This is a genomic window from Anoxynatronum buryatiense (genome assembly GCF_900182905.1).
Classification (GTDB): domain Bacteria; phylum Bacillota; class Clostridia; order Peptostreptococcales; family Tindalliaceae; genus Anoxynatronum; species Anoxynatronum buryatiense.
Genome location: NZ_FXUF01000021.1, coordinates 1 through 15291 on the forward strand (window position 1 = coordinate 1; position 15291 = coordinate 15291).

Below are 15291 nucleotides of genomic sequence, written 5' to 3' on the forward strand. Positions count from 1 at the left end.
TTCCCGATACACTAAGGGGTCGGTTACTTGCAAGTACATAACTTTCAGCCACTTACAGACAGGTTATCCGTCAAAAGTTGGTGGGAAAGTTGAGTAATAATAATAATAATAATAATAATAATAACGGGTATCATGCCCAATCAGGCATTTTACCCGTTACCATTATTGCAAAAGTATCAGCAGTATGTTAAGCCTTTGCCATCACTTGCTCTTTTCTCTATTCCAAGTCTATTTCGAACTCATCTTCCAACTCATCAACCACTTATCGTACCCAGCTTCGATCGGCAACGAGATTGTTGTTCTGACTGAAGCTTGTGTTCACTTGATCACGCCAATTTTCCTTGTTTTCAACAAGTATGAGTATTTTACCCTGTTCAATCTGACGTTCATATTCCTTGGCGTCTTCTTCCCTGACTCCCAGTTGAACCAACCCGCCTACCAGTCCACCGGCCACACCGCCTGCAACGACGCCTCCCAATATGCCCGCAATCGGACCCATAGCCAGAAAGGGACCTATTCCTGGTATTGCCAACAGACCCAGTGCCGGCAAAGCTGCAGCAATGCCACCCACCGTTCCTCCTACAACAGCACCTGTGCCAGCTTTTTCAGCACCGCCATGCGTTTTTGTCTTGGTATCAGTTGTATTGTCAAGGTGCTCCATCTGTTCCTTGTCTTTCGCTACCACCGTAATTTCATCTTCCTGGTATCCCATCTCCGTCAACTGCTTGACAACGTTAATGATTTCATTTTCTGTTTCGAATATGCCGACCATAACTTTATCTTTATCACTAATATCGCGGTCTATGTTCATATCATTTCCAAACTGATCTTTCATTTATAGTCCTCCTTGGTCAATCATAAAAAGCTCACATGCAGACATCGATATTCTGTAGTTCTGCAACTGCCCTTTTTGGCAGGCTACTTTTGCTCTTTCTCAAATTCTCTGACTTCCTCTTCTGCTTCTTCCTTGCTTTTGCCGTATTTTTCCTGAATAATACCTACAAGCTTTTGAGCATCCCCTTCGATCATATCAAGATCATCGTCAGTAATCTCACCCCAACGTTTTTTAACGCTTCCCATCATTTGATTCCACTTTCCTTTTAAAACTGATTCATTCATTTTAATCCTCCTTTTGCTCAGTTACCAGCTATATCATAAGTTAATGACTCACATGCCGTCCGGCTACGAGTCCTGCTTTTAATGTAATCATCAAGAGATTCAAGAAAAAACAAACAGAACTTTTACTGTTTCAATAACCGCACTTTCGATCCCAACAAATCCACTAATTGCAGTAATGAGCGCTATTATCAACACACATCTACCTTCTTCAGCACACAGCACCTCCTTTCATTCACTTCAAAGCAAGCGCCCATTATGCTGATTATTAAACTGTTTGGTATACTTGTATACATGCCCGTATTCCTTATTGCTAAACATTATCGATTAACTTCGATGCGAATGCGCAAAAGCACATTTAACATCGTTGCGAATTAAAAATGTCCTGGCTCGCTCCACCACGCCGCCTTCTCAACTATGAGAATTCAATTGAATCAAAGCTTTGCTTTTTATCAATGCACAATATGAGGTATATGACCCATCCCAAAATTCTGTGGTGCGTCAAGAAGCATTTGCTCAGTTTATTAAAATAAAAAAGCTTTCGGTTGCCGGCAAATCAGCCGCGACACCGAAAGCTTTGATCAATCAATCAATGCTTCTCTTCTATAGTATTCTCATAATAAGCATTACGAGAATAATGACAACAACGATGATTCCAATCGCACGAAACATAATGATCCCTCCACATGCAATCTCAACGGCCGTAAGCCCATTCAACAAAGTATCCCAACGGCCTTTCATTGAGAGTATACCCTTAAAGCATGGGGATCAAACGACACCCTGTCCACTTAACCTTCCCGGATAAGTTCAGAAAGACTGCCGCCTTTGATTGAAAAACCGGCATTCGATGAAGCGCTGCACCATCGGGTCAACACTATTTATAATTGGGATCCAACAACGTAATAACCCCTAGAATCACCATGCCAATGAAAATAACAATCCCCCCATACGCCATGGAGATACCGATGTCATAATCATGCAATGCATTGACCATGGCAATTGACACGGGTCGGTTGTGCACGCCATATAACAGAGCTGAAATGGTGTATTCTCCCAAAGAACGCATAACCACCAGGGAAAAAGCGCTGATAATACCGGCTGATACCATGGGCATAAACACATGAATAAAGGTCTGCGTTCTGGTGGCCCCCAAGTTTCGGGAAGCTTGTTCGTATTCCCGATTAAAGTTTTCGAAGGCGGAGTAAATGCTTTTTGATGCAATGGTGATCCCTGCCAACACATAGGTAATGGGAAGAATCCAGTAAGTGCCAATCAGTGACTGGTTGAACAGAAACCACTGACGTCTGTTGAATGCCAAAATCATGTTAACTCCCAGGGTACTGGCAGGGATTGCCATGGGCAGCAACACCAAAAAATGCAGCCACCGTGAAACCATCCCTTTGTTTCTGAGAACTAAGAACGCGCTGACAGCACCAATGGCAGTGGCCATGAGTCCAGCCTGCAAAGACATTTTCAGCGAGTTAATGATAGGATCCAGCACCCGTGGCTGAGCTAGAATACGCCGATAGTTTTGCAGCCCAAACTCAGAAGGAATAATCTCAGTCATCCAACGGCTGGAGTCTGCAAAAGAAAGAATCATCACACCCACAATGGGCACCATAATCAACGCAGTGATGATCCCCGCCACCAGATGCATGGTTCCTCTTGCCACAGGATGCCGAACCCGCACCCGACGAAACTTTTTTGTTTTTGTTGTGCGGGACTGAAAGCTCTGATGATTGTAATAGCTGTACAAGCCCATGGTCATAAACACTAACACCATGAGCAGGGTCACCTGAGCTGCTGCCATGCTCATCTGGTTGTTCATTTTTGAATGAAGAATCTGGGTACTCATCATTCGATAGCCGCGACCTATGAGGTAAGGTGCAGAAAATGAACTGACCCCCGTAGCAAAAGTCATGAGGGCCGATGTCACCAAGGCCGGGGCCAGGTGGGGCAAGAGCACATCCTTAAAGACCTGCCAACGGGACGCGCCCAGATTTCGGGCCGATTCCACCAGGGAGTAATCGATAAAAGCAATGGCAATTTTCGTGTTGATGTAAAAATAAATATACTGGGTGAAACTGTGAACAAATAAAATACCCCAAAACCCGGAAAATCGCAGGGGTGGATTTACGAGGTGAAAAGCAGTCTGCAACAGGTGGTTGATAATCCCCATTTCAGCATATAGCTGAATAAAGGCAATAACAATCATCACACCGGGCAGCATCACTGCACTGAGCATCACCATGTGAGTCAGACGCTGAAAAGGCGTTTTGAAATAACTGGTATAGAATGCCATCGACACACCCACCACCAGGCAAGCTGCCACCGTGAAAATACCCACTGTAATGGTATTGCGCAGAGCCATGAGATTGGTAGGGGTTGAAAAAAAATGAACATACCAATGGAAAGAAAATCCCGATCCATCATATTGCAAAGAACGCCAGATGGTGTTACCAATAGGGAAGACCACAAAAACAGCCACCAGATAAAAAAGCAGGGTATACACCAGGCTTTTAATCACTTTGTCCCTGTTCATGAGTTCACCTGCAGGCCATGCACCGCACCATCTTTCACTGATAGCCAGACTTTTTCACCGGTTTCTCTGGGCTTCATTCCCTGTATATGCTCCACAGAAACCTTAATGGTCTGTTGTCTGCTAATACAGTCATACATCACAGTACTGCCAGTGAATTCCACAACCTTGATCTGTGCTTCCACCTGGCCACGGCCCCCTATATGAAGCGCATTGGGACGTATGCAGGCCTTCATTTCCTTCACCCCCGAAAACCATTCAGGAAACACTTGGCAGCTCACCAGGTTAGATTCACCGATAAAGCGTGCCACAAACTCATTAACAGGTTCATTGTATATGTGCATAGGGTGACCTGCCTGCACCAGGCGGCCCTGATGAAAAACAGCGATACGATCAGACATGGTCATGGCTTCCTGCTGATCATGCGTCACAAAAATAGTGGTGATGCCCACTTCTTTTTGCAAAGCCCGTATCTCACGTCGCATGCGGTCACGCATGTTCGCATCCAGATTGGAGAGCGGTTCATCCAACAGCAGTACCTTTGGACTGACAGCCAGTGCCCTCACCAGGGCTATGCGCTGCTGTTCGCCACCGGAGAGTTGACTGATGTCTCGTTTTTCAAACCCCGTCATGCCCACCAAATTGAGTAATGATTTGGTTCTTTCCATGATCACATCCCTTGAAATACGGCGCACTTTCAGTCCATAGGCCACATTTTTTTCCACATTCATATTGGGAAACAAGGCATAGTGTTGAAATACCATGGAAATCTCCCTTTTTTCCGGAGGAATCGAGGTGATGTCGTGCCCATCCACCCACACCCGACCCTGGTCTGGCGACTCCAGACCGGCCAAAATGCGCAGCAAGGTTGTTTTGCCACACCCCGAGGGGCCCAAAAACGTAAAAAGCTCTCCCTGTTCAATGGCCAGTTCAATGTCATTCAAAATCGGTTTGTTATCAAAGGATTTTGTAATGTGGTCAAATAGAATCATAGACTGATGTTTCCTTTCTCCCATGCCAAAAGCCCCACCGGCACAAGAAGCGATACCGGCAGGGCGTCAACACATGATGGTTTACATATCTTTTCCAGCGTCTCTAATCTCCGTATCCCACAGGTTCAGCCATTCCAATTCATGCTGAGCCACATTGCCCCAATCCACATCCATGGCCTTAAAGGGCTCTTTCATCCAATCCGGACCCGCTTCAATGGCCTCTGCCAGGGTAGGCATTCTGTCATATTCATTGGCAAGCAACACCTGCACTTCCAGACTGCCTGCATACTCAACAAAAGCAGCGGCCGCATGGGGGTGAGGGGCATTGTTGATGGCTGCTATAGCATCGGTGATGACGATGGCACCTTCTTCAGCGTCCACAATAGCCAAAGGCATGTCATTGTTATTTCGGTTGTCCATCACTGCACTCAGCACTCCATAACTGATGGGCGATTCGTTTCTTCCCACAGACTGAAAATGAAGGCTGCCACTTCCGTAGTAATTTTTGGTGTTGCGGTCCAGGGCTTTCAGATAATCAACACCCTCTTCAAAGGTGGCATTGCGCTGATGGTAGTCCAGCAGTGCCACAATAACTGCCCGCTGTGAAGATGACACATTGTCACGAGATACAATCATGCCTTCATACTCAGGATCTGCCAGTGCCGCCCAGCTTTGGGGAACCTGATCCCCTTCCAGGGCGTCTTCGTTGTAGAATATAAGCACAGGAGTCTGCATGGTGCCAAACCACCGGCCGTCAGCATCTTTGAAAATAGGATCAATGGAAGACTGCCATGATGGTTCAAGGCTTTCAAAGATCCCTTCTTCAGCCATGGTAATGTAGAGGGATGAAGGACCGCCAAACATGATGTCCGCCTGGGGGTTTTCTTTCTCTGCCCGTACCCGATCCGCCAGTTCACCTTTCAGATTGATAAAATCCACAGCCACACCGGTTTTTTCTGTGAAACCTTCGGCAATCAATGCCAGCATTTCTTCACCGTGGGTGGAATAGATGACCAGTCTGTCTTCCAGAGTCATCGCCTCTTCCCGGTCACCAGCCTCATCAGCAGGACCCTCCTGATTCACTTCGGGTTCCTGTTCTTCGGGTGCTTCTGAAGCACCACCGCATCCAGCCATCACTGCCACTGTCAAGAATAAAATCATTGTGTATAACAGCCATTTTTGCCTTCTAATCACGTTATCTCTCCTCTTTAATGTTGATAATGAACCGCTACACAGCTACTTCCCGATTAAAATAATCATCATATGAGCGGTAAGCCCCCCCGGTATAATGCACCGGAGAAACACCGCCTGCCTTAATGCCTTCCGTCAAGTCTTTCATATCCCTCACGCTTCCTTCAAAAAGAGTGGCATACATGCCAACCCTTTCCAATAGGTGGGCGTCACTGCTGCCCAACAGAGGTATATCCATGGCAAGGGCCGTTTCCCGAGCCTGGGCGTTCAAATGATACGGAGTGCTTCCATTAAGACCTTCTATCCCCGCCAAACCCTTTAGGGAATACAGGCCGTCTCCAATGCCTCGCCCATTTTTTCGATAAGGGTGGGCACTGACAGCCACACCTCCGTGCTGGTTGGTCCAGTCGATGAGTTGCTGGGCCTGCATCATTTCACCCGGTATGTGGTCCACACCAAAAACCAGTATATCACCTTGATAGGTTAAAATTTCCGCCCCAACAAACACAGGAAAGTTCATCTCACGGCTGACTTGGGCTGCTTGATCCACCAATCCCATGCTGTCATGGTCGGTGATACAAATGCCATCCAACCCCATGGACTGAGCCTTGCAGATAATCTGCTTCAACTCAATAAAACTGTCATCTGAATAGGTTTTCTCATGAATATGCATGTCAATCAGCATGCTCATCCATCTCCTTTAGTGTCGTGCCCATCACAAATCTTCTTCAGAACAGCTGGGCCTCTTGATATAAACGGTAATAACTGACATTATACACCTAGGCCAGACGGGATGAAAGTCGATTTCAATTGAATTTTTCTATCGGATAATCCAACTGAATAGAAACCACCTATTCCACCTCAATGAAATACCATCATTTCACAACAACAAGAAAAAGCACAAGCGAAACGTCACGCTGTCCCTGGCTGCTTTCTGCTGGGAAAGAGACGCTCTCCTTTTGATCGCCTCGAAAAGGGGTATGACCATACTACATGATAAAACCTGACAAGGAGTGTGACGAATGACCTTTGGTATACATCCACCTAACCATGATGCGTTCTCGATTTACTCAAGTATATGCCTATGGTATACTGTTTTCACCGATGAATGGAAGCTTTATTCTGTGTGGTGATGGCAACAGTTAATTATCTTTTTGACTCAATAATCCTGACAAAACGTTTATCAGAGTATCATGATGTGATCGACCCGACACCACATTCATCAATGCCACCGTTATAAGTGCAAAAATTCTTCCATAGAGGGGATTAATCCATGACCATTCCTGAAAAACTGCTTGATTTGCTGGAAAAAGAAAAACTCTGTTTTCTATCCACCAGTCACCAGGACCAACCCCATGTAAGCCTCATGAATTTCACGTATCTGCCTGAAAACGATCTGATCATTCTGACCAGCCGTGCCAATACCACTAAAATGTCATACATAAACCATAACCCTTGTGTAGCATTGCTGTTTACCTCTTTATCGGAAACTAAACATCCACCGGTCAGTTGCACAGTGTATGGAAAAGCCCATGTGACAAACCCAAATCAGGATGATTTCTACCGGCAAGCCCATCTGCAACGGCATCCGGGCATGGAGTCTTTTATCATAGGCGAGCACATTGCAGTGGTAACTGTCCAAATTCAACACGGTACCATTGCCAACATCCAAGACCAAGTCTCCAACTGGTCAGCAGAAGATGCCACCAGCCTATAGTTTCAGGGTTGCTTTACCTCCGTCCCACCCAATCCTGCTGCTTAAGTCACCATCCAGTATAAATGGATCTGAGCCCTTAATCATTATCTATGCCGATCACCAATCACACCATCGAACAGGATGGGGGAAACTTCCCGCTGTCCCTGTCTCCAAAAGGAAAGACTGGCTATCTAAGCAGTCTTTCTTTTTCTGTTATAATACCTCGATAGTTAGGACATATGACACTTTTAATTTGAGGCATTAGCCATTTTGTTTGTGTCTTTTAACCCTAACATCTGGTATTCAGCAAACGTTTTCAAAATTATGTGTTAGAATACAAGTTGCATTTTATTTGATAAGTACTTATCAAACAATGCTACCCCTAATTGTCAAAAAAGCCGATGTCACGTGAATCGATTCGGCGCTAAAGTTACTTGCAGTAAAAACTGTCTTAAGAAAGGGATTGAGTGCATGGACAAAAAACAGATAGTGTCAGCAGTGGTTCTGGTGGTCCTGACTGTGGGTATACTCTTCAACTTAAATGCTATGAACGCCAATGTTTCAGCGGATGCTGCAAGTTATGAAGTGACAGCGGAAGGTTACGGCGGTCCTATTCGTCTTATGGTCTACGTTAAAGACACAGAAATTGTCAACATTGAACTCTTGGAGCAAAATGAAACTCAAAACATAGGAGACAAAGCAGTTGATGAGATGATAGCAAAAATTCTTGAAAAGCAATCTGCAAATGTTGACGTACATACCGGAGCGACAGTATCTTCCAATGCAGTCATCTCTGCGGTAAATCATGCCCTTGCTGAAGCAGGTGTGCCCCTGGAGGGAGCTGGTGCAGCTCGCGAGGAGACTGGTGACGAACCTTCCGCTGACGCTGACTATGAGGCTGAAGGAATCCTTGCCATTGGTTCGGGATACGGCGGAGACGTTGTCCTTGATGTTGTGATGGATGGTGAGGAAATAGTAAACATTAAGTTGCTGGATCAAAACGAAACAGGAAATCTTGGAGATGTGGCAATTGATGCCATGATTAAGAAAATTCTCCAGGCTCAAAGCCCTGATGTAGACGTTGAATCCGGAGCTACGGTTTCGTCTCAAGCTGTTATTAAGGCTGTGGGTACGGTCACCGGTCAACAGATATCTGAGGCTGAAGCACCCCAAGACCCTGCTGCAGCATATGATCTGGAATCTTATGAGCCGGAAGGGATCTTGGTGTCTGGCAAGGGATTTCAAGATCGTTATGACATCTATATGGACGTCATCTTTAACGGAAGCGAAATTGCAGAAATTCGCGTTATTGAACATAGGGAAACCAAAGGATTTGGTGACGGAGCATTAAGAGTAGTACCGGAAAGAATCGTTAACCAGCAAACCACCGAGGTTGATGTACAGACCGGCGCAACATGGACTTCGAATGCTGCGATGAAAATTGTTCAACAAGCAGTTGAACATGCCGGGGTATCACTTGCAGAACGTAAAAATGGAGAAGTTTCAGCGCCAACGGCGAGTAGCAGTGGAGGCGGCACCTGATAGACCTCTGTCTGCGGGTTCGTAGACATAATTGATTGCTCTGCTAAAAGCAAATTTATCCAGAATCACATCTTCAATATCCTTATCAAAAGGGGAGGGTCACATGTGGGTGACGAAATGAAAAACATAAGCCGAAAAGACTTTTTAAAGAAGATGGGTACCACCGTTACAGGAGTTGCTCTTCTGGGAGGAATGGGCAGTATTCTCACGGCATGCAGTGAAGAAGAGATGACCGAAGCAGCGGTGCAAATGGGACTGGATCCGGAACAGGTTCAATATCCGGTTCCTTATGTAAGAATTGATCCCGACAAAGCTGCAGAAAGAGCCTATAAGTATTATAAAGAAAAAGGTGGCTGAGGTGTTGGTACAGCCGAAGGTCTTTTCGGCTACTTAGCGGAAGAGGTAGGTTACCCTTATAACCAAATCCCCACGATGATGTATCGTTCTTTTGCTGGTGGATTTGCCCTGGAAGCTTCTTTATGCGGAACACTTGCAGTGGCCGCCGGTTTTATCGGTTTAGTTGCCGGTGACAAACAGAATGTATTGGTAAAGGAACTTTTTGATTGGTACAAACTTGCAGAACTGCCAGTATATAACCCAGACTACCCTGACCACGCCATTACTGTTGCCGAATCCACTTTGTGCTATGATTCGGTTTCTAAATTTATTGAAAAAGAAGGGGTCGCTTTTGGCTCTTCTGAACGATCCAGCCGCTGTGCCGGTGTTGCTGCAGAAGTTGTTCGCACAACTGCAACAATCTTAAACCGAGAACTAATTTAACAAAAGAAGCATATTTAAAGCTGAAGAAACAGCACCAGTTAACTACTGAAACGTCCGCCCAAAACTCTCATCAATCGATGGAAGCTTTGGTCGGACTATTCTTTTTTACGTCCAAAATCTTCATAAGGCTGTTAATTCATTGCGCGGGCAAGGGAAACATCTCCCTTTCCCTCTTAATCCTCCCGAAGATGGGTATATCCTTACTATCAAAAAGGTCAAGGAGTGTGACAAATGATCAAAGCAACAGACTATTTCCAGCGCCAAGAGTTAATCGACCTCACCAAAGACCTGCTTCGCATCCCCAGTCACACAGAGGTGGCGACCCAGGAAAAAGAAATAGCCGCCTATATGCTGGCATTTTTCAACAGGCACGGCATACAAGCTCATCTTCAACATGTGGAAAAAGAGCGGAGCAATGTGATTGCCTTCATCAAAGGGAAAAAATCGCCGGAAGGAAAAAGCCTGATGCTCAACGGGCACATTGACACTGAAAAACCGGATGATATGAATGAAGACCTGTTTGGTGCCGAAATGAGTTCTTCAAACATGTTTGGTGGAGAAGTCAGGCAGGGATATATCTGGGGCAGGGGGGCCGTGGATATGAAGGGCCCCGTCGCTGCCATGATGATGACGCTGGTGGTATTAAAGCGGGCAGAGCAGGAGCTGGACGGCGACATCGTTTTTTCCGGAGTGGTGGGTGAGGAAACCCGCAGCAAAGGCATGGAAAGCCTTGTGGCCTGTGAAAAATGTCTGAGTCAGCATGATATTGCACTGGATGGCGCCGTGGTGGGTGAACCCACCGACTTTCAATATGTGGCCAGCCACCGTGGCTTGGTATGGCTGGACATCAAGTTTAAGGGTAAAGGAGCCCACAGCGGCAAACCTCATCAAGGCGTCAATGCCATCGAAAAAGCCGTCGCGTTTTTGAACATCGTCAAAGAGGAACTATATCCCAAATTACGGGAGCGCAGGCATGATTTTATGGGCACCTCTGTGATGAATATTGGTACCATCAAAGGAGGCACCGGCCAGTCAACAGTGGCGGAGGAAGCCCTTGTGAGGCTGGACCGCCGCTATGTGGAAGGAGAAACCCTGGATTCTGTCATTCAGGAATACCAAGACATTGCCAACAAAATGACTCAGGAAGATCCCAGCTTCAGCATTGAAATCAGCCGCACACCAGAAAGCGTTTCGGTACTGCCCCATCCGCCCCTTCATACAGAGATGGATGAATCCATCGTTTTGGCCGTTAAGAGGGCCCTCCAGCAGGTGCTGGGGCACGAGCCGGAAGTACACACAGAATATGGCTGGACAGACGGTGCACTGATCTCCAAATACATGAAAATACCCACCGTGGTCTTTGGTCCTGGCGACATTGCACTGGCCCATACAGCAGAGGAAAAAATTGATATCGACGACCTGGTGAAAAGTGTGGAAGTGTACACCCATATCGCCGACGAATTTTGTGTGTTTTAGCAGAGAATCGGTACCACCATCTGGGTCAACAGTTCACTCTCAGAGCGGTTTTCATCATTTAGATAATAATGGTATATACCGCCTTGTTGCTCATACCCTTGTGCTGCGATCCACTGCAAAATTTCCATCATCAACGGGTCGGTATCCGTGTATGCGCCTAAAAAAATGCCTGTCACCACTTTCCGGGCAGGGATAACAGATCCCCCAATATCACCTTCCCCTGTCATTGGTTTAGCAACAGGAAAGCCCATTTCCACATCCAGATTCGCAAGATCAACATTATGAAAGCAGACAAATGGACCGCCGGAGAACAGCAGACCGTTTCGATCTGCATACGCCATTATTTTCCCATAGGCTTGCCCGGCAGTACTTGGGTAATCATCGAAATGGATGGTGGTGCGAATTGACAGAACATGCTGCTCCGGTTGCTCAAATAGGTTTATCTTTGAAATGATTGCCACATTCATTACCTCCTCATTATTTCCTTTTTATCCCTCTTCGAATGGCGATACATTGCTTAACATCCTCCAACACTGCATCCTCTGTCACATGAATCATAAGCCACTTCTGGCCCATACCGATTTTCGTTTCATGATACAACTGCTGGAGGTATTCTGTGAAAAATGGGAGCATCATTTCGGTCTCTGCCCGTTCGCGTTCGCCAATCACAATGAGGGCAATAAAAGATCCCTCCATGGGATAGAGGGTGCACAAAGTACGACCAGCCTTTTTATACTTCACATTCCATCCATGCTGCATGGAACATCCGCTGTATTCCAGCACCGGTTTGCTCTGATATGCCGTCTCCACATACGTACACAATTGTTCCCATAACGGGCTATTCACATACTGACTGATGGTTTCTGGTGACGGCTTCTGTGTTCCGTTGCTTTTATCCCACGTTTCCCGCCTTCTCATCTTCTTTTGCGATGCACTTAACGGTATCCACTGTTCCATATAACTTGCGTCAGGACTCTTACCGTCATACAACTCCACCACGAAATCACCACAATCCAGGCTGTGCTTTTTCATCCAACCGCTCATGAATGCGGCCGCTTTGAAAACTGCAGAACCGATCAACTCTTCAAAATTTTTCGCCTCAAAACAGCAAACAACATAGTCGCCACAAGGAAGCGTGTAAGAAGTATATCCCATTGTCTCCACATCTCCGGCCGTTTCGGCTCCGGCCATGTAGGTACAGCAGCCTTCTCTGGCATCTCCCATATACAGAACACCGCACTCATTGCCATTCGGAAGCAAATGTGGAAGGCTCATTTTTTGACGGTGAAAGTCGTCCCATATGATCCCTGTGGTGGCAATGCCGGTGGTTTTGCCACCAGCCAATTCCGTAACAGGTACTTCGCCTGCAATTCCGATAAAAGTGCGCGGTTGATTCAGCCTTCTGCGAGTTACTTCAACGACGATTCCATCTGCAATCAACGGTACATCTTCGTCGACCATAACATAGTTTAAAAGCAGGTCCGGTTTGATAAATTGATTGAGGATCACAGGTCGATCCCGATATTCCTTCGGTGTCATGCCGTAAAGCTCTTTAAACGTTCGGGTAAAATTGGCATGGTCTGAAAATCCACAATTAAGCGCCACATCGATAATGCGTTTTTCTTTATTTTTAAGTTCTTCCGATGCTTTTGCCAGTCTGCGCAACTTCACATACTCTTGAACCGATTTCTTTACCAGGCGCCGAAACAGGCGCTGAAAATAGTATGGTGATAAATCTGCCACACTGGCAAGAATCTCGATTTTAATGTCTTCCGATAAACTTTTCTCTATGTAATCCAGCGATTTTTGTATGGCTTCCCATGCGTGCATCTACTCACCTCCTCCCTGATCTACAGGATAACAGAAATCAAGCCTGTTCACTTGTCACACAATGCTCTTTTTGAATTTCGAATGTTCTTTCAGCTCTTTTACCATCCCATAGTCTTACCGATTCTCTGATTTAATGGCCTAGAGACTGGTCCACAGCATACCCACCATCTCACCTTCAACCTCAGCCACCAGGCTTATATGTATCTACAACTCAATCCTTGCCACATCTTCCAGCATCTTTTTCAGAATACCCTTGAATCGACACGACATACTTAGAGAAAAACAGGAACAGGGACAGGAGAAACGTCCTCCTGTCCGAAAATAATGTCTCCTTGTTCTTATTCGTTGAGGTTGGCGATCATCACATTGTTTTCCCGCAACACTTCATTCACTTTCCTGGCCACTTCCACGGCATTGGGTGCATCGCCGTGGAGGCAGACGGTGACGCCGTTGGCCTCAATCACTTTTCCGCTGATGGTGTTAATCTTTTTCTCCCTGGCCACCATCAAGGCCCGTTCAGCCACTTCTTCCGGCGTTCTTGCTTTTTTTGTCCGTTCAATAACCCAGTTGCCTTCATCGTCATAGCTCAGGTCTATGAGGATTTCCGGTGCCAGCTTCATCCCCAGTTCTTTGCCCCTTTCGAAAGCGGGGGCGCTGGGGGGCAGCATGATCCAGAGATCCGGGTTGTATTCACGAATTGCCTGGTAAAAGGGGTCGATGTACTCCTCATACTCAGTCACCATGCGGTACAGGATGCCATGAGCTTTGACATGCTGCATTTCCATGTTGTGGATTTTCAAGAAGGCTTCCATGGCGCCGATTTGGTACAGGGTGTCTGTGCGCAGTTCATCCGGGGTGATTTTCATTTCCCGCCTGCCGAAGCCTTGCCGGTCGGGCAGTCCCAGGTGGGCGCCCACGGCCACATTGTATTGTTTGGCCCATTTAATGGTTTTTTCCAGCACAAGGGGGTCTCCGGCATGAAAGCCGCAGGCAATGTTTGCAGAAGATATGTACTGCATGACTTCTTCATCATTGCCAAGGGTGTATCTGCCAAAGCTTTCCCCCATATCAACGTTAATGTCAATCTTCATCTTTGTTCCCTCCCTTCCGGGTTTACCGTTCCACCACGTCTTCTGTGAACAGTTTTCGCTGCGCTTTTCTGGCTTCAACCGCTTCTTCCATGGTCACCTGTTTAAATTTGACGTAGTCTCTGCCTGGGGCACACTGACCAATTTTCCATAAATCCGCGTTGATGATGTTCAGGGCGCACATATACCCTCCCAGGGTGGGGCCGTCTGCAATCAAGATCACCGGAGTGTTGCCGGTGATGTTAAGGGCCCCCCGCATGTTGTAAGCGTGGTCCACAATATTGGAAGGGTGGCTTCCCCCAACGCCGCCACTGTCCCTGGCAAAGAAGTAATCCGGCAGGGGGTCCAACCGGCAGGCCGACCGATTGGATTTTTCTGACACCTGGAAGGGGGTGCTGAACAGGTATTCCATGCCTTCCAGGGTGGCAAAGTCAGGGTATGCGTTCATCCCCACCACCGAGCGCACTTCAAACTCATTGGAGTATTCCGGAATCACACTTTTCTTAAGTTTTCGCCCTGCCAGTTGCTCCAGTTCTTTTGGGGGTGTTCCGATCTTCAGCTCATCCCCTTCTTTCAGCTGCCTTCCTTCATACCCTCCATAGCTGCCAAAGATACAGGTGGATTTACTGCCCAGGTATACTGGTACGTCGATTCCCCCTGCAACGGCCAGGTATGATCTGAACCCGGTTTTTCCATAAATACCGCACTTAAGCACATCGCCTTTGTTTACTTTAACGGATTCCCACAGGGGCATTGGTTGGTTGTTTAACCTGGGTTTCATGTCGGTACCGGTGATGGCAATCACCGCAGCCTTTTCAAAGCTTACCCAGAATTGCCCCACGGCAATTTCCAGGCCCGCTTCACCCACGTCATTGCCCACCAGCAAATTGGCATATTCCAACGCCACATTGTCCATGGCGCCTGACGGGGCCATACCCTTTCCCAGGTACCCCAGCCGGCCGGGCCAGTCTTCCACAAGTGTTTGGAATCCTCCTTTGATTACTTTAAGCATTTGATAACCTCCCTGCTTTTCGTCTCTGG

14 protein-coding genes and 1 pseudogene are annotated in these 15291 nt (G+C 46.8%); 5 read left to right on the forward strand and 10 right to left on the reverse strand.

What is annotated here, in order from left to right; translation table 11 throughout:
- Positions 1-262: 262 nt before the first annotated feature.
- The 6 genes from QOL74_RS17270 to QOL74_RS17295 form a co-directional block, all read right to left on the reverse strand.
- A complete protein-coding gene (locus QOL74_RS17270) occupies positions 263-835 on the reverse strand; it encodes a general stress protein (protein WP_283410753.1) in 573 nt (190 codons plus the stop codon).
- 83 nt (positions 836-918) lie between these two features.
- A complete protein-coding gene (locus QOL74_RS17275) occupies positions 919-1119 on the reverse strand; it encodes a CsbD family protein (RefSeq protein ID WP_283410754.1) in 201 nt (66 codons plus the stop codon).
- Positions 1120-1990: 871 nt separating this feature from the next.
- Positions 1991-3658 (reverse strand): ABC transporter permease, encoded by a 1668-nt coding sequence (locus QOL74_RS17280; RefSeq protein ID WP_283410755.1) that lies wholly within the window; start codon positions 3656-3658, stop codon positions 1991-1993.
- A complete protein-coding gene (locus tag QOL74_RS17285) occupies positions 3655-4671 on the reverse strand; it encodes an ABC transporter ATP-binding protein (protein ID WP_283410756.1) in 1017 nt (338 codons plus the stop codon). Before QOL74_RS17285 ends, QOL74_RS17280 begins: the two co-directional genes overlap by 4 nt.
- 57 nt (positions 4672-4728) lie before the next feature.
- Positions 4729-5841 carry an extracellular solute-binding protein gene (locus QOL74_RS17290; RefSeq protein WP_283410757.1) on the reverse strand — a complete coding sequence of 371 codons (1113 nt, stop codon included), beginning with the start codon at positions 5839-5841 and terminating at the stop codon, positions 4729-4731.
- Positions 5842-5875: 34 nt separating this feature from the next.
- Positions 5876-6523, reverse strand: a complete 648-nt coding sequence (locus tag QOL74_RS17295) for a PHP-associated domain-containing protein (protein ID WP_283410758.1) — start codon at positions 6521-6523, stop codon at positions 5876-5878.
- A 588-nt stretch (positions 6524-7111) separates the two neighbouring features.
- Between QOL74_RS17295 and QOL74_RS17300 the strand changes: the two genes are divergently transcribed.
- From QOL74_RS17300 to QOL74_RS17320, 5 genes and pseudogenes are all read left to right on the forward strand, one after another.
- Positions 7112-7555 (forward strand): pyridoxamine 5'-phosphate oxidase family protein, encoded by a 444-nt coding sequence (locus tag QOL74_RS17300; protein WP_283410759.1) that lies wholly within the window; start codon positions 7112-7114, stop codon positions 7553-7555.
- Between the two features lie 450 nt (positions 7556-8005).
- Positions 8006-9076 (forward strand): FMN-binding protein, encoded by a 1071-nt coding sequence (locus QOL74_RS17305; RefSeq protein ID WP_283410760.1) that lies wholly within the window; start codon positions 8006-8008, stop codon positions 9074-9076.
- A gap of 105 nt (positions 9077-9181) precedes the next feature.
- Positions 9182-9433 (forward strand): hypothetical protein, encoded by a 252-nt coding sequence (locus QOL74_RS17310; RefSeq protein ID WP_283410761.1) that lies wholly within the window; start codon positions 9182-9184, stop codon positions 9431-9433.
- Positions 9434-9457: 24 nt separating this feature from the next.
- Positions 9458-9856: pseudogene (locus QOL74_RS17315) on the forward strand (C-GCAxxG-C-C family protein); the annotation flags it as partial.
- A gap of 231 nt (positions 9857-10087) precedes the next feature.
- Positions 10088-11332: a M20 family metallopeptidase gene (locus QOL74_RS17320; RefSeq protein WP_283410762.1), complete on the forward strand. Its 1245-nt coding sequence runs from the start codon at positions 10088-10090 to the stop codon at positions 11330-11332.
- On the opposite strand, the gene QOL74_RS17325 is transcribed toward QOL74_RS17320, so the two are convergent.
- The 4 genes from QOL74_RS17325 to QOL74_RS17340 all read right to left on the reverse strand — a co-directional run bounded on the left by QOL74_RS17325 (position 11329) and on the right by QOL74_RS17340 (position 15262).
- Positions 11329-11793 carry a GyrI-like domain-containing protein gene (locus QOL74_RS17325; RefSeq protein ID WP_283410763.1) on the reverse strand — a complete coding sequence of 155 codons (465 nt, stop codon included), beginning with the start codon at positions 11791-11793 and terminating at the stop codon, positions 11329-11331. The two genes, QOL74_RS17320 and QOL74_RS17325, sit on opposite strands and share 4 nt — an antisense overlap.
- Positions 11794-11809: 16 nt before the next feature.
- Positions 11810-13162, reverse strand: a complete 1353-nt coding sequence (locus tag QOL74_RS17330; RefSeq protein WP_283410764.1) for a DUF3788 family protein — start codon at positions 13160-13162, stop codon at positions 11810-11812.
- 338 nt (positions 13163-13500) lie between these two features.
- Entirely contained in the window at positions 13501-14253 is a 753-nt protein-coding gene (locus QOL74_RS17335; protein WP_283410765.1) for a 5-oxoprolinase subunit PxpA, read from the reverse strand.
- A gap of 22 nt (positions 14254-14275) precedes the next feature.
- Positions 14276-15262 (reverse strand): 5-oxoprolinase subunit C family protein, encoded by a 987-nt coding sequence (locus QOL74_RS17340; protein WP_283410766.1) that lies wholly within the window; start codon positions 15260-15262, stop codon positions 14276-14278.
- Positions 15263-15291 lie beyond the last annotated feature (29 nt).

What these genes read in the sequence shown, in the direction of transcription:
- QOL74_RS17295 (WP_283410758.1), bottom strand. Translation starts at nt 6,523, where the DNA reads ATGCTGATTGACATGCATATTCATGAGAAAACCTATTCAGATGACAGT.
- QOL74_RS17275 (WP_283410754.1), bottom strand. Translation starts at nt 1,119, where the DNA reads ATGAATGAATCAGTTTTAAAAGGAAAGTGGAATCAAATGATGGGAAGC.
- QOL74_RS17335 (WP_283410765.1), bottom strand. Translation starts at nt 14,253, where the DNA reads ATGAAGATTGACATTAACGTTGATATGGGGGAAAGCTTTGGCAGATAC.
- QOL74_RS17305 (WP_283410760.1), top strand. Translation starts at nt 8,006, where the DNA reads ATGGACAAAAAACAGATAGTGTCAGCAGTGGTTCTGGTGGTCCTGACT.
- QOL74_RS17285 (WP_283410756.1), bottom strand. Translation starts at nt 4,671, where the DNA reads ATGGGAGAAAGGAAACATCAGTCTATGATTCTATTTGACCACATTACA.
- QOL74_RS17300 (WP_283410759.1), top strand. Translation starts at nt 7,112, where the DNA reads ATGACCATTCCTGAAAAACTGCTTGATTTGCTGGAAAAAGAAAAACTC.
- QOL74_RS17330 (WP_283410764.1), bottom strand. Translation starts at nt 13,162, where the DNA reads ATGCACGCATGGGAAGCCATACAAAAATCGCTGGATTACATAGAGAAA.
- QOL74_RS17340 (WP_283410766.1), bottom strand. Translation starts at nt 15,262, where the DNA reads ATGCTTAAAGTAATCAAAGGAGGATTCCAAACACTTGTGGAAGACTGG.
- QOL74_RS17270 (WP_283410753.1), bottom strand. Translation starts at nt 835, where the DNA reads ATGAAAGATCAGTTTGGAAATGATATGAACATAGACCGCGATATTAGT.
- QOL74_RS17280 (WP_283410755.1), bottom strand. Translation starts at nt 3,658, where the DNA reads ATGAACAGGGACAAAGTGATTAAAAGCCTGGTGTATACCCTGCTTTTT.
- QOL74_RS17320 (WP_283410762.1), top strand. Translation starts at nt 10,088, where the DNA reads ATGATCAAAGCAACAGACTATTTCCAGCGCCAAGAGTTAATCGACCTC.